Genomic DNA, 24,955 nt, shown 5'->3' with positions numbered 1-24,955 from the left:
TGAATTCACACTGTGTATGACTTTTGATTCACGTCCAATTATTAAGGCATGGTGAAATTACTTTTATTATTTAGATGGAGTCTGAGGTAAAACTCTTTTTTATGCTGTTGATAATGTGGGTATAGGGAGGAGAAGTTATTTAAATTAATAAGAAAGGACATGTCGGAGATATACTTTCATAATTAGTTTTGATTTTAAAAATCCCCTCCCTGATAAGAGGGAGGAGATGTGGTATGAATCCGATACTACTTTTTTTCTCTAAATTTGGCCGTAAAGTGTCGCAGCACTGTTGGCTCGTAGGTGAAATCGAGCCCTTTAAGCGACGCGGCTTTTTCTTTAAGTTCAATCAACGCGTCTGCGATGTAATCCATGTGGTCGTTGGTGTACACGCGGCGGGGAATAGTGAGTCGCATCAGCTCCATCGGGGATGGTTTCTGATCTCCCGTTGATGGGTCTCGCCCAAGCAGCAAAGAGCCAATTTCAACCGCGCGAATACCGGCTTCCACATATAAGGCGTTAGCGAGCACATGGCCCGGGAATTGTTCGGCGGGAATATGAGGCAGCATTTTCCCCGCATCGACAAACACAGCATGACCCCCTGTTGGGTATTGGATGGGAATTCCCCCTTCGCGTAAACGCTCGCCCAAATACTCCACCTGACGAATTCGGTAGTTAAGGTAATCTTCCTCCGCACCTTCGTGTAAACCTCTTGCCAGTGCTTCCATATCACGGCCAGCCATCCCGCCATAGGTGATAAAACCTTCCATGGGCACGCAGCGTGTTTGCACGGCTTGGAACAGTTCTTCATGGTCGCGCACACAGCAAAGCCCGCCGATATTCACCAGTGGATCTTTCTTGGCAGACATGGTGAGCATATCGCCATAAGTATACATTTCGCGAATGATGTCAGTGATCGAGTGGTTTTCGTAACCCGTTTCGCGCTGTTTGATAAACCAAGCGTTCTCGCAATAGCGCGCGGAATCAATCACCACCGGAATATCGGCTTCTTTGGCGATTTGGTAAACCTCGCGCATGTTCGCCATGGAAACCGGCTGACCGCCGGAGCTGTTGCAAGTAATAGTAGTAATAATGGCTGCGATATTGTGCGCGCCATGCTGCGCAATGGTCTCGCGCAATGTATCGAGGTCAAAATTGCCTTTCCAGTCGTCATAGGTGTCGGTGTCGAAGGCTTTTTCGGTCAGCACATTGATGGCCTTACCACCGTTCATTTCAACGTGACCTGCCGTGGTATCGAAATGGTAGTTAGAGATAAACACAGGGTTTGTGCCCCCGCGTACCTGACGCATCCGTTCAATTAAACAAGGGAACAGAATTTGCTCTGCGCCACGCCCTTGGTGGGTCGGCACGGTGAGTTCATAACCAAAGAAGTGTTTTACCGCATCACACAAGTTGTAGTAGTTACGGCTGCCTGCATAAGCCTCATCGCCCATCATCATGCCAGCCCACTGGTTATCGCTCATTGCGCCTGTACCGGAGTCGGTGAGCAGATCAATGTAAACATCTTCGCTTTTGAGCAAAAACGGGTTGAGCCCCGCGGTTTCTAATGCTTGCGCGCGATGTTCAGGGGTGGTCATTTTGATGCGTTCAACCATTTTAATACGGAACGGTTCTGGTAAGCGTTTCATAGGATTGATCCTTTTTACGCTCGCACGGACGGTGTTTTCTTCGCCTGATGATTCACGAGTGAGCGATCAGGAAAGCGCAGAAACCACAAACCGACCCCAACAAAAAAGGGACGTGCGAGCAAATTGTGAGTGTTTAAACGAGGTGAAATATCGACGCGAGTGCGTCAGCGAGGATCAATCGCGAGGGAAGTCGTAGGCGAGTTGGATATCGTTGTTGTACCAATGGAATAGCACTGCGCTGTCATCATGCGTGCACGTATTCATTCGCTATCCTCCTTGATGTTTTGGCTACAGATGGTTTGGTTACAACTGTTGATAAAGTAGTCAAATTTAGTGATGAATGCAACTGAGCGTCTAGCGGCCTAAAAGCGCAAGGGTGATAAATTCACGGCGAAAACTATCCGATCCTATCAAGTGCGAGACACTTCGCTGGTCATATCTATGCATATAGTAGGGAAGCAAGAGCGTAAGGTTCAGCAGTGATTCTAATGGAGAGGAGAGCCCGCACTATGCAGTTCGATAACCACGTCAACACATCGATTTTTAATCCAAGAATTTTTCGCTCGCAGGTGTCCGAGAGCGGCAAGAAGCCAGCGCTTAACGCGATGTCTAGTTTGCCCTTGTTTGACGCGATATCTCAGCAAGTGTCTGCGTCTACTGATATGGATGCCAGTTACAAGGCGCGTATTGACCGTCGCCTTCAGGTGCTATCCCATAACACACTCAATCTACTGATCATCGGGTCAAAAGGTGCAGGGAAGTCAGCGACCGTGCAGGCACTTTTTGGTGGGTATGATTGGCGAGCTGCTGATTTAAAAAACGATGAAAGCGACGCTTCTTCGAAGATTCGCCGTCAGCAATTGAATCAACTCACCGTGTGGCAGGCAGATCTGCCGAGCGAAAATGAGCCCGCGCAGGAGCGATGGAGTGAGCTTGGCGCACTGCTATCAGAAACCAATGCAGATAATGAGCCGTTGATTGATCGCGTGATTGTGGTTTTGGACTCCGCCAGCAGCAATATTGATGATTGCTATTTAGATATCTGCCATTCCATTGTGCCCATGATGGGAGCGATGACAGAAAATCGCTTGACCATCTTGATGAACAAAGCCGATAAAGTTGCCAGGCATATTCGTGGGACACACGCGAATGTGCTTATGCCGTTGGATGCAGAGATTTGGCTTGATTGCACCGCAGCGACCTTGCGCTATCGATTAGCTCACAACACGGGTATTCAAACATGCCCGTTGGCTTACAGTGCGTTGGCCGGCGAATCGCCAAATGGTCGTCCTTATAACTTACAAAAACTCATGGCAAAAATGTTGGCTGACCTGCCAGAGGAAAAGCGTTTATTGTTGCTGAATCAGCCTCTGACTTGTGGTGATGACCAATGGCGTGATCATGATGACAAATTGATTTACATGCAAAGCATCGAAAACCTCTGTTTTGATAGTTTGCACGTTGGCGCGAGAGATGGCGATCGTTTCGGTGGGCAACTTGGTGCGTTTCTGGGGCGTCATGGTCGAGCGATGGGAGACATTGTTTCAGACACAATTCGCGCACAAATGGGTATGACGATTTAACATCTTCTCTCATCCATTTATTTTCGAAAAATACGCTGGAGGGCTCGTTATTAGGGCGATCCTCCTTTCGATTATCCCTCAGCTCTATTCCGCACGACAACCCGTAAGTAAACAAATTGTTAAAGACTATCAAGAGCGAGACAGATTCACTCTGTTGCTTTGCTTATAGTTGCATTTGGTTACGTAGTACTCATTGAGGGCAACCCCATGCAAAATAGCACCGCATTTTCTCGGCAACTAGCAATGGATATCAGCCATTCTTCTTTGTTGGATGAATTCAAAAAAGCAGCGCTTCAACTTCGCTTGCATCAATTGGAAGCACAACCCCTGAACATTCTGTTTGCTGGGCCGCAAGGCGTTGGCAAGACATCTACTATCAAGGCATTGTTTGGTGGCGCGCTTTTAGCGCCAAGTTCGTCGGATGCTGGTCGCTATGAAATGGGCAATTTAGTGGTTTGGGATTACCCTGGGCACACGGGCAACCCTGAACAAGACGCTATGCTGGACATGCAGTTGGCAGCAACGTTGACAGAGCGGGACAGCGACGGTAATCCGCTTATCGATATGGTTGTTGTGGTGTTGGACGCGGCGGAAAGAAACCTCAACAGTGGTTATCGCTTGATAACAGAAGTGCTTGTGCCTGCATTGGGCGATAAGTTAGATAGCCGATTGGTCGTCGGGCTCAATAAAGTTGATGCCGCCAGTTATGGCTACGAGTGGGACTATGTTGTCGACAGCTCGTCAACGGAAGTGGAAATCTGGCCTGAAAGTACAGCGACCTTGTTGCGTCATTGCATGCTGGATGAAACGGGTCTGGAAATCGCCCCTGTTTGTTATGCAGCAGAATTCGCACGTCGTGATGAAGCAGCTCGTCCGTTTAATTTGCTGAAACTCATGAACCAGATGGTCGTTAAGCTCCCGCTTGAGAAAAAACTTACTTTGATTGATGCGCCGCTAAACGCACAAACGCAGGCATGGTATGAAAGTGATGATCGTAATAATTATCTGACAGAAATGGAAAACAATCTGTTTGATTTGGTTTACGAAGGCGCGAAAGATGGCGCGAGATTTGGTGGCTTGCTTGGCGCTTATCTTGGTAAGCAAGGTAGGGAACTTGGCTATTTAGTTCGCCGTAATTTGCGTAGAACGCTTCATCAGGACTAAGCACTTTTGTTGTTTTCTGATGAGCAAGAGAAAGGGAGCTGTGATAGCTCCCTTTCTCTATGTGTTGCATTTGGCTTTTTATATAGGCATTTCATACCTAGGCAAAAGGCATTTTGCTCGTTAGTGCTCCCAGCTAAAATCTGTCACGCGCTCATCAGCAATGTAAAACAACAAATCGTTTGGTATTACTTCTGCATCCAGTGGCGGATTAAGCTGCACATTACTATCTCGGCGAATGCCAATCAGCGTGGCATCATGTTTTTCTTTCATGCTCAGAAACAATGCATTCACCGTCGTGTATTTTGCATCGGCGGGGTAGCTGACTGCGTATTGGGTCATTCCTTTGCGGGTATTCAGTAGCTCATGATGAAGCTCAGAAGAGCCAGGATCGAGCGCGGATTTTGCCATCATCTCAACAGACACCGACGGAATGCATTCAGCTTTTGGACAATGTGTTTTCAACAGGTTGCTTAACACCTCGTCTTGGAAGTACGCGAGAATGTGTGCATCGGGATTCTTGCTTGCGCAGAACAAGGCAGCCGCAAACGTAATGTCATCTTCTGGGTTATCAATGATGATACAGCTAGCATCTTTAACACCCGCACGTGCCATGGCCGTTTCATCGGTAAAGCTGGTGGTGCGAACAAAATCGATGTCTTTCGGCAGCGGGTTTTCAATGTCCACTCGAACACAAAGCACAATAGGGCGCTTGTTTTTTTCTTCATGGAGCAACATGTCGATGAGGTGTAGGGTACGGCTTTCATTCCAGCCCAAAATTAAAATGTGGTCAGACACGTCAACGCTCCTTTTTCCTGTTAATCCTTTACGCCAAAACTGAATGGCGATACCCGCTAAACGGCCAACACCTATCGCAAAAATACCTAAACCGCAGGGAATAACAAAAAGGGCGGCAACCCATTTTCCTGCGTCTGTCTGTGGAGACATATCGCCGTAACCGACCGTCGAAGCGGTCACGAGTAAATAGTAAACAAAATCAACAATTGGTGTGGTAAGTTCTTGCTCTCCTGCTGCCTTAAGCAACACCCAACTCAGTGCGGCATAAGCCAGTACCGCAACGGCGACGTGCTTACCGCTCAGATGCTGAAATTGAGAGGTGATCCATCGGCGAACCATGTACCACTTTGTCATCAGCCGTTTTCCTTAACATGTGTCTTATACCCAATCATCTTGAGATTTTTTGGGCGTATCTATTAAATTTAGCCGCACACTATAACAGCCTATTCACAAAGCCAATTTCTCAATACTGCTGATTGTGAAAAAGTTCTCATCTTCGTGCTGGATGCGCCGAAACTTTCCCACTAATGTCGAACAATTGCGATAGTTCTAAGCATCTTGATGCTGTTAGGGCGTAAGAAGGAAGCTGTAATGAGTGATAACAAATATCTTGATGAGTATTCAGAAGATAGCTTTTGGACAAAAACGCGCAACTTCGCGCAAAAAGCCGGTTATGACGTGTTGGAAAAAGCGCTGAGGCTCTACTATTCCGCCACGGATGACGACACACCCAAGTGGGCGAAAACCACCATGTTCGCGGCATTGGGTTACTTTATTAGCCCCATTGATGCCATTCCTGACCTGACCCCTGTGGTAGGGTTCTCGGACGACCTAGGTGTGCTGGTGGCTGCTGCCGCTGCGGTAGTGATGCATGTAAAAGCAGAGCATGGTGAGAAAGCTACCGAGAAACTCGATAGTTGGTTCAACAAACAGAGCACAAGTACGGAAAAGGATAGCGAGAAATGAGGGGATCACGAGTCAACATCAGAAATGCCTTTGAAAAGGTCACCTTTCTCGCCGGAAGGACGCCACAACATTCGTTGAGTGGAGAAGGCACTGACGCATTTGATACCTTGTCGGCGTATCGAGATGGAGGGGTATTTATCGCTTACTATGACGGGAAGAGTGAATGGGAGCGTCACCCTGGTGACGAGTTAGTACAAATTATTGAAGGACAAACCACGGTATTTCTATTGGAAAACGGGGAAGAAAGGCCAGTATCTCTGTCTGAAGGCGAGCTGATCGTCGTGCCAGAAATGGTGTGGCATCGGTTTGATACTCCAAATGGTGTGAAAGTGCTTACCATCACGCCTCAACCAACAGAACACAGTATTCAAGTGCCGTCATCTTGAACAAAGGGAAGCAAATCGTGGAGACACGGAAAGCATTGCTCAAATGTGACTACCCGAGATGGCATTGAGCGCGTAGAATGCCAGCCCTGCGATTCCCAGACAGCACCAACTGGACTTCAACATGGCAAAACCGAGCAAGACATCCCCACAATTGAAAAAGGGCCTGCATCCGCGCAATCCGCATCGTGCGCGCTATGACTTCCCAGCGTTGGTAAAAAGTACGCCAGCGCTGAGCGCTTTTGTGAAAAAGAATCCCTTTGGCGAATTGTCGGTGGATTTTTCTGATCCCGACGCGGTCAAAATCCTGAATAAAGCCCTGTTGAATCACTTCTACCAAATTAGCTTTTGGGACATACCTAAAGGCTACTTGTGCCCGCCTATTCCTGGACGTTCGGATTATCTGCATTACATTGCAGACCTTCTTGCTGACACCCATAACGGCAATATTCCGACGGGTAAAAAGGTTAAAGGGTTAGATATCGGGATGGGGGCAAACTGTGTGTATCCCATGGTCGGTCACCGGGTGTATGGCTGGCAATTTGTGGGTGCAGACATTGATCCAGTGTCTGTTAAAAGTGCCAAGCTGCTGGTGGACACTAACCCAACGCTGAAAGGCGGTATTGAGTGTCGTTTGCAAAACAACCCCGACAATATTTTCACCGGCATGATTAACGCCAAAGAACGTTTTGATTTCACCCTGTGTAATCCGCCATTCCATACCTCAATGGAAGAGGCGACCAAAGGTTCTGAGCGTAAAGTGCGTAACCTTGCAGCCAATGCGCGCAAGAAAGGCGCCGAAAACCGTCCTTTCCACGCGATGTCACATACAAACGCGAAAGACTTCACTAAAGGGAAGGGCAAACCTGTTTTGAATTTTGGCGGTCAAAACGCAGAGCTTTGGTGTCCCGGTGGTGAAGCCGCGTTTGTCAATCGCATGATCACTCAAAGCGCAGACTTCAAGCATCAATGTCTTTGGTTCACGACGATGGTGTCGAAGAAAGAAAATCTCCCCGCCATTTATCAGGCATTGAAAGCGGTTGGTGCCAAAGAAGTGAAAACCATCGACATGGCACAAGGCCAGAAGGTCACTCGTGTTGTTGCGTGGACATTTTTGGACAAAGACGCGAGAGATTTGTGGTGCAGTGGGTGGGGAGCGTAAGGCGAACGTTCTGATCAATGTGATGACCTCCTAGAGACCGTGTTGAAGCAATCTAGGAGGTAAGAAATAACGACGGAATGGCTAGTTTTCAGACACTCTTTTGTGAAAATGTTCGTGCGCAGAATCAGACAGGTCACACCCCATATAATTTCGCCCAAGATTTTTTGCGGCGACTAACGTTGCACCTGATCCGAAGAACGGGTCGACAACTAATTCACCTTCTGTGCTGCTCTGAGAGATGAGCATTTCGATCAGCGGAACTGGCTTCTCAGTGGGGTACCCGTTGTAGACTCTTTTGCTAACGAGAATATCAGGCATGCCTAAGTCGTTGAGTTTTCTTTTTCCCTTCTCGAAAAACAGAATATATTCATGACGAGCACGATAGTGGTAACCCATGCCAATCGTGACTTTATCCCAAATGATCGGCTTCCAGAATTTAAAGCCTACTTTTTCTGCAATCGGTTTGATTGCAAACATCGTTTCTTGGTCACAGAATAAATAGAAATGAGAGTTCTTTCTTAGAACGCGATAGATCTCTTTTAGAAGCGCTTCAAAACGTTCGTTGGGGAATATATCAAACCACTGATTGCTTGAAGACTTGCTTACCTTCAGCCTTGTCGTTGTTCCAATTTTCCTGTGCTTTTCCAGTGATTCATAGGGTGGATCTGTGATGAAAAGATCAACGCTCCCGTCCGCGAGCGTTGAAAGCCATTCTACGGCATCATTTTTAAAAGTAAGCATTTCGCCTCTATGTTAAATCACTGCAAATACGGCCTTTCTGATAAGTGCGAGAAGGTACACCTTTATCCAATCTACGGCAATCAATGGGAGGTTTGATCGGTGCAGGGAGAACATACGCTCTTGTCATCCCTTATCAGTCGAAGATTGCTTAAGTAATGGCGCTGTTGACTAACGCTTGCCTACAAAATCAATCAACCACAAACAGCTTTGCGCCAATTTCAGTGGAAGAGCGATGCGCTTCGGCGTTATCCGCAACGTGATAGCTCATGCCGGGCTTCAATACGTGAATGCTGCCGTCATCTAGCTCTGTGGTTAATTCACCCGACAGACAAAATAGAATGTGTCCTTTTGAGCACCAATGGTCCGCGAGGTAACCCGCTGAGTACTCCACAATACGCACTCTTATCTCGCCGAATTTTTGAGTGCGCCAGTAAGCCACACCTGTTTCGCCAGTGTGTTCAGTCGGCGTGATTGTTTCCCAGTCTGTTGTGCCAAATGGCAGATTATTCATTTCCATCTTTCTACTCTTTCCTTGAGTGAAGGTGCGTTTAGGCACGACGTTGTTGTTCTGATCTGCGGGTTCGGCAGGGTTCTTGCTGACGGCAGCTTGACTTTACAGTATGACATTATTAAAGCGTGTGCCGCTAGATTATGGGCTGCTGTTTCTCGGCGAGATTGAACGCTCAACAAGCGCATTCATTAAAAAAGCTTCGGCCTTTTTTTGTTGCGCCTTTCACTAATATGTAAAGCTGAGGGTTTGCTCAACTTTACATGATATATCCATGACAAAAATGTTGTCTTTTATCGGGTTTAGAAGTAAATAGTTACCATCTTCATTTTCTTGGTTTTTGCGTGGAAAAACTGCTCAAAAAGCTTCCGCTTATCATGGCATTGCTCACGGTGTTATTTTGCGGTTACACCCTTGGTGTGATTGGGTTAAATCACGCTAAGAATGTGATAAACAGTGCTGTTAATCAAGAATCCGCACCCGATGTTAAAATTGACATGTTGGCTCGGCGTATGGCTTCGTCACGTGTCCTTTTTTCTGCTTCAAACCCTGAACAAAAAGACCCACTATGTTGGCCAATATTGCTCACTTCGATAGCGAGCTTATTGGCTTTGGGGCATGTTTTGTTCGGGCTACCTCGCACATATTCTTTCATTGATAGTGATCGCCTCGCGGGCTGGCAAGGTGCCAATTTGCAGTATCGATTTATTCATTCTCGTCGAACGATACATTCACACCTGACTCTTTGTATTCACGCAAAGAAGTATCAATATAGACAACAAAAAGCCAATGAAACCCGTAACTCGCATTCCTTGCACCTTGGTATTTTGGAGAAACAATGTTTGAAGCAATCCAAGACGTATTGGTCGCCATTTGGCACCAAGATTTCAATGCACTGCTAACCCCTGGTAGTGCAACCCTAATTTATATTCTTGTGGCGATGCTAATCAGCCTAGAAAGCGGTTTTCTTCCCGCCGCACCGCTGCCTTGTGACAGCATCGTTGTACTTGTTGGTACGCTTTCAGCTGTAGGTGTATTGGATCCCTTTATTGCCTTTCCAATGCTGATCATTGCCGCGTCGATAGGAAGTTGGTTAGCGTTCTTACAAGGCCGCTGGCTTAACAAATTTCCGCTGGTGCAATCTTGGTTAACAAAGGTACCGGAAAAACAAATGCGTACAGTGGATGCGCTTTTATGTCGCCACGGTTTGGTTGCGCTGTTTATTGCTCGCTTTGTACCGGGTGTGCGTTCTGTTTTGCCAATGATGATGGGAATGCGTGTGGATGAAGTGCCGAGATTTCATCGTTTCGCGTGGCTGAGTGCCAGTATGTGGGTGTTCTTGTTGGCGGGTATGGGTTACTTGCTGCCTTCGCTTCCTGAGCCCATTAGCCGTTTAGTGACCATGGGGTTGATGGCTGCACCTGTCATTACCTTGTGTATCGGAATGCTAACTGCGGTGACATGGCGTATTCGTAAAGCGCTTCGAGCAGACCTTAATCCCACCGTATAAGGTTGCATTTTTGCGTGCTAGCGGTATTCTTGCGCGCCTTTTTACCGAGTGAAATAGAGAATGTTGTGAACATCTATCGCTTGCGGATTGATTATCCGTTGTTTGTTGCGATTTGTGCGTTGATTGCTTTGGGATCGATAAGTGTTTGGAGTGCAAGTGGCTTTAGCTTGCCAATCCTTGAACGCCATTTAGCGCGCGCGGCGTTGGCCATTTTGGCACTAGTGGGTTTATCCACTATTCCGGCAAGAATTTATAAAGATTTCGCGCCTAAGCTTTTCGTTATCGCGATTGTGCTTTTGTTCGGGGTTATCATTGCTGGTGATACCGTGAATGGCGCAAAACGCTGGTTAGCATTGGGGCCCATTCGCTTTCAACCTTCTGAGTTGATCAAAGTGGCCATGCCAATGATGATGGCATGGCTAATTGTGAAAGATCCTGGGCGACCAGGGTTAAAGAAAATAGCATTGTGTGCCGTAGTCACTGCCTTGCCTGTGTTATTGATTGTGATCCAGCCTGATTTGGACGGCGCAATATTCACCGTGATGTACGCGCTGTTTGTGCTGTACCTTGCGGGGATGAGTTGGAAAATCATTGGCGGTGTATTGGCAACCGTGGCTGCGATAGTGCCCGTGATGTGGTTTTTCTTTATGAAAGACTACCAGAAAATGCGTGTTACTCAGTTTTTGAACCCTGAATCCGATCCGCTCGGATCTGGCTATCAGATCATCCAGTCTTTGATTGCGATTGGTTCTGGTGGTTTTGATGGAAAAGGATTCATGGGCGCTACGCAGGGGCAACTCGGATTTATTCCCGAAAGCCACACTGATTTCATTTTTTCGACACTTGCGGAAGAGTGGGGTTACATGGGCAGTGCAGTTGTGGTGCTTCTGTACTTATTTATTTCAGGTCGAACTTTGTGGTTGGCGAGTCAATCCCCGTCAGCATTTTCACGTCTTGTGAGTGGTGCTTTGGCGATGAGTTTCTTTCTCTACGCATTCATTAACCTTGGTATGGTGAGCGGCATACTGCCTGTGATGGGAAGCCCATTGCCATTCATTAGCTATGGGGGAACGGCGATGATCACTCAGGGCGCATGCTTCGGCATCATCATGGCGTTGTGTTGTGGTGTTCAGCAAGTTGAAGCGACGTGGTCACAGCGAAGCCTTTCGAAATAGTCGCAGGCTCATACTGACTAAACAAAAAATCAAGTATCAAAAAAGGCAGGTTCTGAACCTGCCTTTTGTTTATATAAATAACCGCTTAGAACGTATTACTTAATGGTGACGCTTTGAATAACAATAGGATCCATCGGCACATCATCGTGCCCTGCAACGCGTGTTGTCATTGCGTTACCAATGTTGTTTACCACGTCCATTCCTGCTGTCACTTTACCAAATACGGCATAGCCCCAGCCTTGATTAGTGGTCGCGGTGTAATCCAAAAAGCCATTGTCTTCTAAGTTAATGAAAAATTGTGCAGTTGCTGAATGCGGTGCATCCGTGCGGGCCATTGCAATAGTGCCAATACGGTTTTTCAATCCACGGTTCGCTTCATTCACAATAGGGGCGTCGGTTGGCTTCTCTTTCATTTTCGCCGTGAATCCGCCGCCTTGGATCATGAAACCTTTGATCACTCGGTGAAAGATGGTGTTGTCGTAGAAGCCGTCTTCGCAATACTTCAAAAAGTTCTTAGACGAGACTGGTGCTTTGTCTGAGTCCAATTCGATTTCAATGTCGCCGAAGTTAGTGGTGAAAATAATCATAGGTCGAAAGCCGTTGGATAAAAACGAAAGGGGCGCAGTATATACGCAAAGCCAAAGATTAAAAGTAGTGATGATGAAGCCGTTAAGCGAGAAAAGCGCTCAGTCAAAAAGGCTGAGCGCTTTTTTATCTATCTTCTAAGGCCTATAAACGTTCTTTAGTGGGTTGTTTCAGGCTGTTCAGGGATAGCGGTTGGCTCATCGGGCTCATCATCCATCTCGCCTTCATGGAGCTTGTGACCGCCTGAGATATAGGTGTACATCACGGGAAGAACGAACAAGGTGAACAGCGTACCCACGGCAAGGCCGGCCACGATAACTAAACCAATGTTGTAGCGTGACGCTGCACCTGCACCGGTTGCGAACAACAGAGGTATCAAGCCCGCAATCATGGCTGACGTTGTCATCAAAATAGGACGCAAACGCACAGTGGCGGCTTCAACAATGGCTTCCTGTTTAGACACGCCTTTCATGATTTGCTCTTCTTTTGCCACTTCACACATCAAGATCCCGTGCTTAGTGATGAGTCCGACCAAGGTGATCAAGCCAACTTGAGAATAAATGTTCATCGATGTCTCGCCAGACATGTGTGTCCAGCCCAACGCGATCAATGCACCGCTGATGGCGAGCGGTACGGTGAACATGATGACCAAAGGGTCGCGAACACTTTCAAACTGGCTAGCAAGCACGAGGAAGATAATCGCCAATGCCAGTGCGAAGGTTAGGTACAGGGAGCTACCTTCTTCCACAAACTGTCTTGCTTCTCCCATGAAAGAGTAGGTGTAACCTTGTGGTAGGTCCGTGGCTGCGAGTCCTTCTAAGAAGCTGATCGCATCACCCATCGCAACATTGGGTGCAGGCACACCTTCAATTGAGATGGCGTTCATTTGGTTGTAGTGCGGCAACGTTCTGGCCTGTCCGTTAACGGTGAAACTCACCAAGCTCGACAACGGAACGGCGGAACCATTTTGCGCCGTGACATAGAACTGATTGATGAGATGAGGGTTGGCACGATTGGCTCGTTCGACTTCAGGAATGACCTCATATGAACGCCCATCGATGTTGACGCGATTAATGTAGCCACCGCTCATCATTGTTCCTAATGTGGCGCCAATCGCTTGCATAGTGACGCCATACGCACCTGCTGCTTCTCGGTCGATGGTTAATTGCACCAAACCTGAGTCGTATTTCAAGTTAACGTCCGAATACACAAATAGCGGGCTGTTCTTCACTTTCTCCAGCATTTTGCTGCCGATGCTATACAGGGTTTCGAAATCTGCCGGGCTGGTGATCACGAATTGCACTGGTAGACCGCCAGACGCGCCGGGCAATGATGGCATTTGGTATGCGGTGGCATTAATGCCGGGGATTTTTTTTGCCTCTTTATTGATGGTGGCTGAGATCTCTTTCTGGCTCTGCGTTCGATCACTCCATGGGATTAATGGCCCGATAGCAATCCCTTGGCTGCTGGTAGGCACACCAATCATGGCAAGCGACGCTTCCGCTTGAGGTTGCTTGGAAATGATCTTGCCGATCAATTCCATGTTGGACTGGATATAGTCATTGTTTGAAGTCGATGGTGTACTGCCGATCACGACGACCACGCCCTGATCTTCATCGGGTGCGAGCTGTGATGGGATAAAGCTGAAGAGGATTGGCAGTGATACCAATACAAAAAGGGCAAAGACCACCACAACACGCTTGTGATCTAATACGGCATGAAGCGCGCGTTCATAACGCTTAGTGACTCCCCCCAACACGCTTTCTACCGTAGATTCAAATTTGCTTGGCTTCACGTGAGGCTTCAGCATTTTCGAACACATCATGGGCGAGAGGGTGAGTGCCACAAAACCGGAGATAAACACCGCCCCAGCGAGCGTTAACGCAAACTCTTTGAACAATGCCCCTGTTACGCCGCCCATTAAGGCAATCGGCGCATATACGGCAGCGAGTGTGATGGTCATCGAGATAACCGGAACGGCAATTTCTCGGGTCGCTTCGATAGCGGCTTTAAAGGGTTTGGTGCCCATTTTGATATGCCGATCGACGTTTTCTACCACCACAATGGCGTCATCCACCACCAGACCAATAGCCAATACCATCGCGAGCAGCGTCATCAAATTGAGTGTGAAACCAAAGGCTTGCATAACAGCCATGACGCCAATCAATGACAACGGAATCGTCACAATTGGAATGACCACCGCGCGGAATGAGCCCAGGAAAAGCAGTATCACGATGATAACAATCACCGCGGCTTCGATGATGGTTTTCACCACCTCGTCGATAGAATCCGTAATCGCTAAGGTGGAGTCGTACAGCACTTCTGCATCGATCGTAGAAGGCAGGTTGCGCTTAACAGATTCAAACTGCACACGAATACCTGCCGCTACATCAAGTGGGTTCGCCGTGGGTGTGGCATTAATGCCGATGATCACCGCTTCACGTCCATTGGCCAACGCACGGGAACTGTCGCTGCTTTTGCTCATGTTCACTTCGGCAACGTCTTGAAGCATCACGACTTGGCCATCTTGACTCTTGATGATCAGGTTTTTCAAACCATCAACGGTGTCAACCTGACTGTCGATGGTACTGTTCAATACCGTGAAATAGCTATTGAATTGCCCGACGGCAGATTGGTAATTGTTTTGCTGCAAAATGTTGACGAGGTCCGTTGTTGAAAGGTCATATTGTCCTAACTTTTTCGGATCTGGCCATATTCGCAGCGCAAACGGCGCACCGCCCATCATGACGATATTAGACACGCCATTAACGGTTGAGAGCTGCGGATTGACCACGCGTTCCAAGTAGTCCGCAATTTGGCTTGAGTTCAAATCACCACTAAAGAACGAGATATACATAATGGATGTGGTGGAACCCGTCGATGAAGTGACCGAGGGGTTATAGGCTTCTTTAGGAAGCTGGTTACTCACCGAGTTAATTTGCGAAAGCACATTTGCCAGAGCCCCTTCGGGGTTGGTATTGAGCATCATGTTCAGCACAATGCTGGAACTGCCAAGTTGACTGGCTGACGTCATGAAATCCAGGTTATCAACCTGTGCCAGTGCTTGCTCTAGTGGCTGAGTAATAAAGCCTTCCACCAAATTGGCGTCAGCGCCGGGATAGGGCGTGGTCACTGTGATAACGGTGTTGGTCATTTCTGGGTACTGGCGTACTTGCAGATCTTTCAGTGCGTTCAAACCAAGCAACAGCAATAACACACTGAGAGACGCCGCCATTACCGGACGATGTATGAAAATATCGGTAAATTTCATTTCCGGCTCCTTAAAGTTGCGGCATCTTATCGGGTACGGAAATTGGGTTAGGCACAATGTCTACTTTTGCGTTGTTACCTAAGTTCAATATGCCAGTGGTGACGACTTCATCATCAAATTTCAGTGCGCCAGTGACCAATGCGTCGTTGCCATTGCGTTGAGTGACTTCAACCGTGACTTGTTTGACGCGGGTTTCGTTGTCTTTCTTTTCCACCACATAAACCGAGTTGCCGTATAGCGCGAACACAATGGCGGTTTGTGGTACCACAAATTGATTGTCGAGGTTGGACAGCGCGATGTTCACATCGGCAAACATGCCGCCGCGTAAGGAGTTGTCATCGTTAGGCAGCTCGGCTTGCACCATCACTAACCCCGTTTGGTTGTTCACTACCGGTTCAATAGCATTGATCGCGCCTTTGTAGGTGCGACCAGGGAAAGCTTCGACTGTGAGCGAAATGGCTTGGCCGATACTGATATTGCCTAATTCAGCCTGAGGCACGCTAAAACGCACGCGCATCACAGACAGATCTTCAAGGCGAACAATGTCTGTTCCTACTGACACATATTGGCCGAGGTTAACGTTTCGAATACCGAGTAGGCCGTTAAACGGGGCTTTGATTTCTCGCAATGCGATAGTTGCTTGCAAGCTTTCAATATTGGCGAGCATTGCTTGGTATTTTGACTGTGCTGTTTCAACGCTTTGTTCAGATACAGAGCGCTCTTTGTAGAGTTTGACGAGGCGGTTGTAATCATCACGTACGGAAGGAAGTTGTACTTGTTGCGCTTTGAGGTCAGCTTTTTGCACCGAAGCATCAAGGCTGAGTAGCACAGTGCCCTGTTTCGCTGAACCACCGTTGTCAAAGTTAATCGCGGTGACAATACCGGCGACTTCATTGGATACATCTACCCCTTGGTTGGGTTCGATAAAACCGATAGCACTAATGCCTTGTGGCCACACTGTTGGTGTGAGCTTTTCGATGGTCACGGGATACACAGGCTCGGGCAAGTTGGCCAGTGTGTTTTCGATTTTTTTATTCACAAAGAGGTTGAACCCAATCACTGTGCCGAAGGCGAGCACAACAATCACTATCATCCCTATTACCCACTTACTCATGTGTGAATCTCCATGCTCTTATCAAATTGATGGTTCAAAAAGTGAAGGTGAAGGCGCCCATGACGAGACCACATTGGCATGGGAATACAGCAAAACATGGAAGGTTTCGCTTGGGTGATCAGGCTGGGTGTTTGTCTCGTGGTTCGAGAGGTAGCACCGGATCAAAAGCACGGTTTGCGACGCCATGTTCACTCACTTCATTGGTGACTTTCAGTAAAAAGTATATGCGGCGAGCAAGTTAGGAGTGTTTCCTTGTTGGGACGAAACAGTGGCTTGTGATAGATAAAGAGGTCATGGAGGGTGGAAAGGGGGGCGCAGCACCAAATCGGCACACCACTTAAGGCTGTTTGGCGTGACTTTATCATGACGCCGATGGCCACTTGCTCCTTTATGTCCCATGATGAGTGAAGCTCTGTGCTGGTCATTGCTATAGTCTGTAGGTCGCGATGGAATGGGTGTAAATGCCAAGAATGAAAACAATTTACGAATATACACAAACGAATATTTTAGTGCTTCCACAGGCATTATTTGCGATGAAAGATGTCAGTGTCCTGATGCAAAGTGGCGATGCTGTGGTGTTTCGAAAGCAGCTTGAACAAGACTTGTCAGATATTGAGTTTTATACCAATCAACCGTGTTTGATATACATCGAAAGTGGTCGTGAAACGCTGACTAACAGTGATAACGGCACAACAGAGTTGTTCCCTGGGTCGGCGATATTTCTTGCTCAAGGATTAAATTTGCATTCTGATTTCGTAAAAAGTACCGAATCATTGAAAGCCTATTTGGTCTTTTTTGATGAGCAGGCGATCCTCGAATACTTGAAAAAGGTGAAAAGTGACGATTTGGTTTCAAACACAGATCAGGGCTTTTGCCTTCTGGAAGAAAAAGATAATGGCTTAGCCAATTTCTTCAGTACGATTCAGTCTGATATAAAATCTTCAAGCTATTTGGATATTAAACTCCAAGAGTTATTGCACCTTGTAGCATATATGGGTGACAAAAATTTGATTCATGCATTGCTTGCCCAAAAGGCAATATCTAACAAACGAAATCTCCGTCGGCTGCTTGAATCGGAAGACATACTGCACTTAACGGTCAGTGATTTGGCTCAATTATCTGGAAGAAGCATTTCTAGCTTTAATCGGGACTTCAAAAATATTTATAACGTGACGCCTCAAAAATGGTTGCGAGACAAAAGGATGGTTCGTGCAAATACGCTTCTTGAACGAGGGGCGATATCGGTGACGGATGCGGCCTTAGAGGTGGGGTATGACAATGTGTCTAATTTTATCAGAGTGTTTAAATTGAAATATGGAAAAACACCCAATCAGATAAAAAAGGCTCGGTGATCGAAAAACGTTTGTTGATCTGACCAAGACAACTGCGAGTAAAGCCTGAACCTCATTCAGCAAAGCTTGCATTGGAGATGGGTAATGTTAGAGATTGGAACAGCAACCATAGGAACATTCATCGCTAAGGGAAAAGAAAACCATGACGTTTCAGAGCACTAAACACATTGTCATTGCCCTAATGGCTATTCTGCTCAGTGCGACAGCCCATGCTGAGGCTGTTTGGATAGACACCCGCAGTGCTGCGGAGCATTTTTTCGATAACATACCGGGTGACGCAAGGGTTTCTCATTCAGAGATCGTTAAAGAAGTCAGTGCGCTTTACCCTGACAAAGACACGGAAATTCGCTTGTATTGCCTCAGCGGCGTTCGTTCAGGCAAAGCAATGAATGCACTTAAAGGTGCAGGCTATCAGAATGTGTTTAATGCGGGGGGTATTAGCGATGCGAGAGTGGAGCGTGGTTTGAAAGCCGAGTGATCCCATGTTCCCAGTTCTCGAAGAGATAGGAAGGCACGGGCTCTCATTTAACAAAATATGAGTATGCTGTGCCCGCCAGTTGTTTCTGTCTTCTATTGATTAAAAATCACAATCAACGCTAAACGTCATGCGTTGGTGCGTGTAAGGGTGATCAAACGCGAGTTGTTCCGCATGCAAGTGAAGGCGAGCATCTCTATCGCCATATAAACCATCACCGACCATCGCCATATTCAGCCCCATGTGATGTGCGCAATGCACGCGAAGCTGATGAGTACGGCCTGTTTTCGGGTACATATGAAGCTTACTGCGACCCTTTTCAATACAAATTAACTGCCAATAAGTTGTTGCTGGCTTGCCATGTTCAAAGCAGACCAATTGACGAGGCCTGTCGTCTGGGTCGCCGCGCATTGGCAAATTGATCTCACCTTGAGTTTGTTCAACAACGCCTTCCACCATGGCGATATAGCGTTTTTCTATGCCGCGAGTAATGAACTGTTTTTGTAAGCTCTTGTTCGCACGTCGCGTGAGGGCAAAGACCAACAAGCCCGATGTCGCCATGTCTAATCGATGCAGAACAAAGATCTCTTTAACCTCAGGAAGCATGGCAATCACACGGGTGTAGGCCGAATCTTTTATGGTTTTGCCCGGCACGGAAAGCAGGCCTGATGGCTTATTCACGACAATGATGGCGTCGTCCTGATAAACCACCTCTAGCGCTTTATCTTGTGCCCAGTTGGTTTCGAGCGGGTTTGAATCAACCGTTAACCCTTCTAGCATGTGCCCAAGAATAGGATTGCACTTACCGTGGCATGATGGGTAAAACTTTTTATGCTGACGCACTTCTGATTTCGGTGAAACGCCCCACCAAAACTCTGCCATCGCGAGCGGGGTGTATCCGTGCTTGTAGGCATAGTGCAGCAACTTAGGCGCAGCGCATTCCCCTGCACCCGCAGGCGGCGTTGGGCTGGTGGTTGGAGCAAAAATGGTTTTGAGGGATTTTTCTTCACCGTTCGCATTGAGGAAGCAATATTGCTCAAACAGTTTGTTTTGCAGTGCGTTCGACAAGGTTTTACGCTGCTGTTTCGCATGGTCGATTGCAGCGGTTAGCGCGGTTAACTCAGAGTGAAGGGCATCGATCTTTTTGTCCCATGCCATTTTGAGATATTTGAGGTCGTTCTTTTCCGCAACACTTTGCTTAGCAAGCGCGTCTAGTGCGGATTTTAAAGCTTCTCCATTGAGTTTTTGTTCCGCGTCTTGACGCTGCTGTTTACGCTCGGCGCGTCCTTCAATCATGGTTTGGCGCTGTTGTTGCTCTAGCGCTTTGTAGTCGGCTTGGTATTGCGCGACTTTGCCACTCAAGTGCGATATTTGAGGGTTGGCAGAAAGGGCAGTGACTTGCGCGTTAAGGGCAGTGATCGCTTCCAACTCTGTTTGGAAAAAACACGCTTCGGCCAGCATGTCAAACACAGGTGGTACGAAATTCGGCAGGATGTTTTGCTCAGCAATTTTGCCAGAGAAAGCACTGAAATAGCCGAGCTCACCGCTTGGAGAACGTACAAGCAAGACGCCAAACATTTTACCCATGCCTGCTGATGCCTTGTCATTGTCTAGCTCGAAATCATCGCTTAGCCCAAAGTCATGCTGCCAATCGATTTGCGTGGCTAAGTGTTGCTGCAATTCAGTGGCAGCAAGCACACAAAGCGGATGTGGCTGATAGTAAAAGGGGAACGTAAACGCGCTCGGCAACTCGAATTGATCGATGGTGGCGTTAAAGCGGGTAAACAGTTCGTCTGGGGTAAACAATGCGTCTGGGTGCATGGTCAATATCTATCAGCAACACGATGGGGGCGTGATTTTACCTGTTTAGGTGAGAAATACTACTTTGGCTCATTCAGCTGACGCATTCTTTCCCATGGTTGTTTCAGCGCCATCAGCAATATTGTGCAAACTGATCGGTAGCAGGCAAGCCAGATTTATGAATAATGAATGTTGCACGGCAATAGCCGTATGATGGGTGCTTTTTGCTAAATGCATCGTCGGAATTTAAGTAAGGGATCAGTTTGGCTAAAAAATACTATGTGGTGTGGAAAGGTCGTAAGAGCGGTATTTACACTGACTGGACACAGTGCAAGGCGCAAGTTGACGGCTTTCAAGGCGCAAAATTCAAATCGTTTCCTACGTTAGGCGAAGCTGAGGCAGCTTATGGCGGCAAGGCTAGCGCAACGTCAAGCAAGGCCGCAACGGCAACAAAAATCGCCAAACCTAAGTCCGCAGCACTGACACAAACGCAAATCACTGAGATGCCGTTTGATATCAAAATATTTACGGATGGTGGCTGTGAACCGAACCCTGGCGAAGCCGGAACAGGGTTGGCGGTCTATAACAACAATGCACTCAGTGAGTTGTGGTACGGGCTTTATCAGGCGGTTGGTACCAACAACACGGCAGAACTTCACGGACTATACCAAGCGTTTATTATCGCCAAAGAGAAGCTTGCTCAAGGGCTGTCTGTGGCGATCTATTGTGATTCTCGATACTCGATTGATTGCGTGACCAAGTGGGCGTCGGGTTGGGAATCGAAAGGATGGAAAAAGGCAGGGGGAGAAATTAAAAATCTCGACATTATTCAGCCCGCTTACGCGCTCTATCAAACGTTGAAATCTCACATCACTGTTTATCACGTCAATGGTCATGTTGGCATTGAAGGTAATGAACTGGCTGACCGAATGTCGATTTTGGCGATTGAACGTAAAGACGAAGCATTGAATCTGTATCGAGAAACCACCGATATCAATGAAATATTGGCGTTGCGAAGGGGCTAAAAAAGCGGCCCAAGGTGAAAGCATTGGGCCGCTTCTTTGTTTGCTGGTCAGTTAACGCGCTACAGTGCTTTTTTAACCTTGTCTGCCACATCTGCGGGTACCCATTGGGTCCACACTTGTGGGTAGGATTCAAAAAATTCCAGCGCGGCTATTTCACCGTCGGCTTGGTTTTCTTCCATCCATGCCATCATGGCACTCATGTCAGCGTTTGCGTAAGCGCGATTTGCAATGTATTCATATGCCGCGGGTGATTTCTGCGCAAAGGATTCTGTGGTGATCGTGTTCACCGCTGAGGGTGGATATGCCGTCACTTTTGGATTGGTGCAATCTTCTTGAGTGATGCAACTTTCATAGTGGGCAGGATCGGCGTCAACGCCAAAGTCGACTTTTACCATGTTGTAGCGACCCAGCACAGGGGTGGGTGACCAATAGTAACCAAACCACGACTTTTCGCGATCGTAAGCACGGGCGATTGAGCCAGCTAGCGCTGCACCAGAACCGGGGTCAACCAGCTCAAAGCCAGATGCTTCTAAATTCAATGCGTCAAATAGATGACCTGCGGTGATCTGGCATGTCCAACCTGACGGACAGGTCATAAAGGCAGATTTGCTATCATCCTCAGGGTGCGGGAATAGTTTCGCATTGGCTTTAATCCCTTCGATGGTGGCCAGCTCTGGGTGTTTTTCAACCATGTACTTAGGCACCCAGAAACCTTCTTCTCCCCCTTCGGCGAAGGCTTTACCTGCAAATCGCAGTTTGCCGGCATCAACGCCTTTTTGAAGCATCTCTTTATGTGAGTTACTCCAAAATTCAGGTGCAATATCCGGTTCGCCTTTTTCTGTCATCGAAACGCCGGTTGGCATGGTATCGCCAGGAACCAACTCCGCGTTGCAGTCATAGCCATTTTGCAAGATGAATTGATCAACGTGCGCCATCAGCGTCGCGGAATTCCAGTTCATATCGGCAATGGTGACATCGCCGCATTCACTCGCGTTAGCGAGAGGTGAGAGCACAAGAAGTGCCAAGGGGGTTAAACGTGCAAGCATTTACAAAGCCTCCAGCAATAGAAAATTGTGTACTGTTATATTTGTGCCCACGATAACAAAGGGAATGTAAGGATTGTTTAGCATTTGTTGATAAACGTGATGTTTCTAACATTTGAATGCACAGTTTCACCACGCGTTTGTGAAAGAATTTTAAGCATTGCTCATGATCAGCCTCTCACTAGTTAGCATGCACTTTGATCATTGTTAACACCGTGTTATACGCTTTAGGTTGTTTAGAGGTGTAAGGAATGCATGGATCATGCAACAGGATGGCAATTCAAACAGCACGGCGTTCCCCTTTGTAAAGTTCGATAATATCCAGAAAAGCTACGATGGCAGAACTTTGGTGGTCAAAGGGTTTGAGATGGATATCGAGCGAGGTGAGTTCATTACTCTTCTTGGCCCATCGGGCTCAGGAAAGTCCACCGTATTGATGATGATGGCAGGCTTTGAGCAGCCTACTCACGGTGATATCTATCTCAATGGCAATCCGATCAAAACGCTCCCACCGCACAAACGCGGTATTGGTCTGGTATTCCAAAATTACGCTCTTTTCCCTCATATGACGGTGGAAGAAAACCTCGCTTTTCCCCTCCAGGTTCGCAATCTCTCAAAATCCGATATCGAAAAGAAAGTGAAGCGAGCACTCGATATGGTGCGCTTGACGGAATTCGGCCATCGTCGTCCTGCTCATTTGTCGGGCGGTCAGCAGCAACGTGTTGCCGTGGCACGCGCATTGGTATTTGAACCTGAGCTGGTATTAATGGATGAACCGCTCGGCGCGTTGGATAAAAACCTACGTGAAGAGATGCAATACGAGATCAAACACATTCAGGAAGATTTGGGCGTGACCATGATTTACGTGACTCACGATCAGTCAGAAGCGTTGACTATGTCAGATCGAATCGCGGTATTTAATGATGGTGTGGTGCAGCAACTTGCGACACCTGAAGAGCTTTATGAGCGCCCTGCGAATGCCTTTGTTGCTCAGTTTATTGGCGAGAACAATCGCCTCAAAGGGAATGTAATTTCGTTGGACGACAACCTGTGCAGGGTTCAAGTTCCTAATGGCGACATCATTACCGCCAAGCCCGTTGCCGTCGGTAAGCAGGGGGACGTGTCCACCTTATCGCTTCGTCCTGAGCGTATTATCATCAACCCTGAACAAGGGGCGCTACCTAATATTTTCAATGCCAAGGTAGAGGAAGTGATTTACCTCGGCGATCACCTTCGCACACGCGTCAAAGTGTGTGACAGCAACGAATTCATCATTAAAACACCCAATGCAGAAGGTCACCCAGACCTTCGCCGTGGGGACATGATCAGTGTTGGTTGGTCTGAAGAAGATTGCAGAGCCTTGGACGCCTCTTAATACGTTCTAGGTTCGTGTTTTTTGATGCAAAGGAAATGTTCGACTGGTCACAAAGCTAGTTGATCAATGGTTGGGAAAGAATTGGGTAAGTATGGAACGCAGTTTTTCTATCGTCGATCGTTAGGCGAAGAAGTGGATTCCTACTCCTGCTCAGACGTCAATAAGTGAAAGACTCACGGAGAAGAAGACGATGAAGAAACTTGCGTTACATATTGCCATTTTGGCTGGGTTGACTGGCGTTGCTTCCACAGCAATGGCTGAAGAAACTCTGAACGTTGTGTCTTGGGGGGGAGCGTATACTGCGAGCCAAACCAAAGCCTACCACGAACCTTGGACTGAAAAGACAGGCCAAAAAGTGGTTAACATCGACAAGGCGCAAAATGGCCTTTCTGGTTTGCGTGCACAGGTTGAAGCTGGAAACGTGACTTGGGATTTGGTCGATATTCTGCCGTCTGATGCCATTGTTGCTTGTGATGAAGGGCTAGCAGAGCCTCTCGATCACGATCTTTTGCTTGCTGCGGCGCCAGATGGCACGCCAGCGACGAAAGACTTCCTTGCAGGATCTTTGGGTGAATGTTTTGTCCCATCCATCGTGTACTCCAATATTGTTGCGTTCAACTCTGAGATGTTTGACGGTAAACAACCAAGCAAGATTCAAGATGTGTTTGACCTGAAAAACTTCCCTGGTAAACGTTCTTTGCAGAAAAAGCCGATCAATAACCTTGAGTGGGCCTTGATTGCTGATGGTGTTCCCGCCTCTGATGTTTATAACGTATTGAGCACCGAAGCTGGCGTTCAACGCGCGTTTAAGAAACTGGATACCATCAAAGATTCTGTTATTTGGTGGGAAGAGGGTGCGCAGCCGCCACAACTATTGGCTGATAAAGAAGTGGCGTTCGCGTCTGCCTACAATGGTCGCATCTTTAACGCAGCCGTTAACGAGAAGCAGCCGTTCGACATCATTTGGGATGGCCAAGTGTTTGAGCTGGATGGTTGGGTTGTGCCAAAAGGTAAGTTGGACAAGGTGAAAGACTACCTCCGTTTTGCGACGGATTCGCAGCGCCTTGCTGATCAAGCCAAATACATTTCGTATGGGCCTGCACGTAACTCATCAGCAGGTATGGTGACAACCCATGCCGACTCTGGCATTGAAATGAAACCGCATATGCCAACCTATGGACCTAATTTCGCGACCGCAATTCCGAAGGACGATGTGTTCTGGGCGGATAACGGTGACGAATTGGCACAGCGCTTCAATGCGTGGTTAGTGAAATAAGTTGAT

22 protein-coding genes are annotated in these 24,955 nt (G+C 47.5%); 13 read left to right on the top strand and 9 right to left on the bottom strand.

The window, feature by feature from the left end; genetic code table 11:
• Positions 1 to 245: 245 nt before the first annotated feature.
• Positions 246 to 1,646, bottom strand: a complete 1,401-nt coding sequence (locus A1OO_RS17070) for a tryptophanase (protein WP_017003795.1) — start codon at positions 1,644 to 1,646, stop codon at positions 246 to 248.
• Positions 1,647 to 2,155: 509 nt separating this feature from the next.
• Here A1OO_RS17070 and A1OO_RS17065 point away from each other — a divergent pair.
• Complete coding sequence (locus A1OO_RS17065) at positions 2,156 to 3,229, top strand: hypothetical protein (protein WP_017003793.1); 1,074 nt, start codon at positions 2,156 to 2,158, stop codon at positions 3,227 to 3,229.
• Positions 3,230 to 3,436: 207 nt separating this feature from the next.
• Positions 3,437 to 4,393 carry a hypothetical protein gene (locus tag A1OO_RS17060; RefSeq protein ID WP_017003792.1) on the top strand — a complete coding sequence of 319 codons (957 nt, stop codon included), beginning with the start codon at positions 3,437 to 3,439 and terminating at the stop codon, positions 4,391 to 4,393.
• A gap of 120 nt (positions 4,394 to 4,513) precedes the next feature.
• Here the strand turns inward: A1OO_RS17060 and A1OO_RS17055 are convergent, their stop codons facing one another.
• Complete coding sequence (locus A1OO_RS17055; RefSeq protein ID WP_017003791.1) at positions 4,514 to 5,542, bottom strand: ion channel; 1,029 nt, start codon at positions 5,540 to 5,542, stop codon at positions 4,514 to 4,516.
• A gap of 237 nt (positions 5,543 to 5,779) precedes the next feature.
• Between A1OO_RS17055 and A1OO_RS17050 the strand changes: the two genes are divergently transcribed.
• From A1OO_RS17050 to rlmF, 3 genes are all read left to right on the top strand, one after another.
• The gene (locus A1OO_RS17050; protein ID WP_017003790.1) at positions 5,780 to 6,154 is read left to right on the top strand and encodes a YkvA family protein; all 375 of its coding nucleotides are present in this window, start codon (positions 5,780 to 5,782) and stop codon (positions 6,152 to 6,154) included.
• Positions 6,151 to 6,540, top strand: a complete 390-nt coding sequence (locus A1OO_RS17045; RefSeq protein WP_017003789.1) for a cupin domain-containing protein — start codon at positions 6,151 to 6,153, stop codon at positions 6,538 to 6,540. The genes A1OO_RS17050 and A1OO_RS17045 overlap by 4 nt, the downstream gene beginning before the upstream one ends.
• A gap of 121 nt (positions 6,541 to 6,661) precedes the next feature.
• Positions 6,662 to 7,699, top strand: coding sequence for a 23S rRNA (adenine(1618)-N(6))-methyltransferase RlmF (gene rlmF / locus A1OO_RS17040; protein ID WP_017003788.1), 1,038 nt, complete (start codon positions 6,662 to 6,664; stop codon positions 7,697 to 7,699).
• An 81-nt stretch (positions 7,700 to 7,780) separates the two neighbouring features.
• Here the strand turns inward: rlmF and A1OO_RS17035 are convergent, their stop codons facing one another.
• Positions 7,781 to 8,440 carry a DNA-methyltransferase gene (locus A1OO_RS17035; protein WP_017003787.1) on the bottom strand — a complete coding sequence of 220 codons (660 nt, stop codon included), beginning with the start codon at positions 8,438 to 8,440 and terminating at the stop codon, positions 7,781 to 7,783.
• Positions 8,441 to 8,627: 187 nt separating this feature from the next.
• Complete coding sequence (locus A1OO_RS17030; protein WP_016958301.1) at positions 8,628 to 8,957, bottom strand: DHCW motif cupin fold protein; 330 nt, start codon at positions 8,955 to 8,957, stop codon at positions 8,628 to 8,630.
• A gap of 335 nt (positions 8,958 to 9,292) precedes the next feature.
• Between A1OO_RS17030 and A1OO_RS23115 the strand changes: the two genes are divergently transcribed.
• From A1OO_RS23115 to rodA, 3 genes are all read left to right on the top strand, one after another.
• A complete protein-coding gene (locus tag A1OO_RS23115) occupies positions 9,293 to 9,850 on the top strand; it encodes a hypothetical protein (protein WP_017003786.1) in 558 nt (185 codons plus the stop codon).
• Positions 9,787 to 10,458 carry a DedA family protein gene (locus A1OO_RS17020; RefSeq protein WP_017003785.1) on the top strand — a complete coding sequence of 224 codons (672 nt, stop codon included), beginning with the start codon at positions 9,787 to 9,789 and terminating at the stop codon, positions 10,456 to 10,458. The genes A1OO_RS23115 and A1OO_RS17020 overlap by 64 nt, the downstream gene beginning before the upstream one ends.
• 65 nt (positions 10,459 to 10,523) lie before the next feature.
• On the top strand, positions 10,524 to 11,633 hold the full coding sequence (gene rodA / locus A1OO_RS17015; protein WP_017003784.1) for a rod shape-determining protein RodA: 1,110 nt from the start codon (positions 10,524 to 10,526) through the stop codon (positions 11,631 to 11,633).
• A 95-nt stretch (positions 11,634 to 11,728) separates the two neighbouring features.
• On the opposite strand, the gene A1OO_RS17010 is transcribed toward rodA, so the two are convergent.
• The 3 genes from A1OO_RS17010 to A1OO_RS17000 form a co-directional block, all read right to left on the bottom strand.
• Complete coding sequence (locus A1OO_RS17010) at positions 11,729 to 12,220, bottom strand: peptidylprolyl isomerase (protein WP_016958305.1); 492 nt, start codon at positions 12,218 to 12,220, stop codon at positions 11,729 to 11,731.
• 155 nt (positions 12,221 to 12,375) lie between these two features.
• Positions 12,376 to 15,489, bottom strand: coding sequence for an efflux RND transporter permease subunit (locus tag A1OO_RS17005; RefSeq protein WP_016958306.1), 3,114 nt, complete (start codon positions 15,487 to 15,489; stop codon positions 12,376 to 12,378).
• 10 nt (positions 15,490 to 15,499) lie between these two features.
• Complete coding sequence (locus A1OO_RS17000) at positions 15,500 to 16,603, bottom strand: efflux RND transporter periplasmic adaptor subunit (protein WP_026023925.1); 1,104 nt, start codon at positions 16,601 to 16,603, stop codon at positions 15,500 to 15,502.
• Positions 16,604 to 17,064: 461 nt separating this feature from the next.
• On the opposite strand from A1OO_RS17000, the gene A1OO_RS16995 reads away from it, so the two are divergent.
• Both A1OO_RS16995 and A1OO_RS16990 read left to right on the top strand, forming a co-directional pair.
• Positions 17,065 to 17,955: an AraC family transcriptional regulator gene (locus A1OO_RS16995; RefSeq protein ID WP_017003783.1), complete on the top strand. Its 891-nt coding sequence runs from the start codon at positions 17,065 to 17,067 to the stop codon at positions 17,953 to 17,955.
• Between the two features lie 142 nt (positions 17,956 to 18,097).
• Entirely contained in the window at positions 18,098 to 18,433 is a 336-nt protein-coding gene (locus A1OO_RS16990; protein WP_017003782.1) for a rhodanese-like domain-containing protein, read from the top strand.
• 99 nt (positions 18,434 to 18,532) lie between these two features.
• Here A1OO_RS16990 and A1OO_RS16985 read toward each other — a convergent pair whose 3' ends face one another.
• Positions 18,533 to 20,251, bottom strand: a complete 1,719-nt coding sequence (locus tag A1OO_RS16985; protein WP_017003781.1) for an RluA family pseudouridine synthase — start codon at positions 20,249 to 20,251, stop codon at positions 18,533 to 18,535.
• A 242-nt stretch (positions 20,252 to 20,493) separates the two neighbouring features.
• Between A1OO_RS16985 and A1OO_RS16980 the strand changes: the two genes are divergently transcribed.
• On the top strand, positions 20,494 to 21,255 hold the full coding sequence (locus A1OO_RS16980; protein WP_017003780.1) for a ribonuclease H family protein: 762 nt from the start codon (positions 20,494 to 20,496) through the stop codon (positions 21,253 to 21,255).
• Between the two features lie 59 nt (positions 21,256 to 21,314).
• On the opposite strand, the gene A1OO_RS16975 is transcribed toward A1OO_RS16980, so the two are convergent.
• Positions 21,315 to 22,301 carry an ABC transporter substrate-binding protein gene (locus A1OO_RS16975; RefSeq protein ID WP_017003779.1) on the bottom strand — a complete coding sequence of 329 codons (987 nt, stop codon included), beginning with the start codon at positions 22,299 to 22,301 and terminating at the stop codon, positions 21,315 to 21,317.
• A 259-nt stretch (positions 22,302 to 22,560) separates the two neighbouring features.
• Here A1OO_RS16975 and A1OO_RS16970 point away from each other — a divergent pair, with 259 nt between their 5' ends.
• Together A1OO_RS16970 and A1OO_RS16965 are read left to right on the top strand one after the other, a co-directional pair.
• On the top strand, positions 22,561 to 23,673 hold the full coding sequence (locus tag A1OO_RS16970) for an ABC transporter ATP-binding protein (protein ID WP_016958313.1): 1,113 nt from the start codon (positions 22,561 to 22,563) through the stop codon (positions 23,671 to 23,673).
• Positions 23,674 to 23,863: 190 nt separating this feature from the next.
• The gene (locus tag A1OO_RS16965) at positions 23,864 to 24,949 is read left to right on the top strand and encodes an extracellular solute-binding protein (protein WP_017003778.1); all 1,086 of its coding nucleotides are present in this window, start codon (positions 23,864 to 23,866) and stop codon (positions 24,947 to 24,949) included.
• The last annotated feature ends 6 nt before the right edge of the window (positions 24,950 to 24,955 follow it).

The organism is Enterovibrio norvegicus FF-33, assembly GCF_000286835.2.
GTDB classification, from domain to species: Bacteria; Pseudomonadota; Gammaproteobacteria; order Enterobacterales; family Vibrionaceae; genus Enterovibrio; species Enterovibrio norvegicus_A.
The sequence above is the reverse complement of the archived record's forward strand: the minus strand, read 5'-3'. Positions and strand labels throughout refer to the sequence as shown.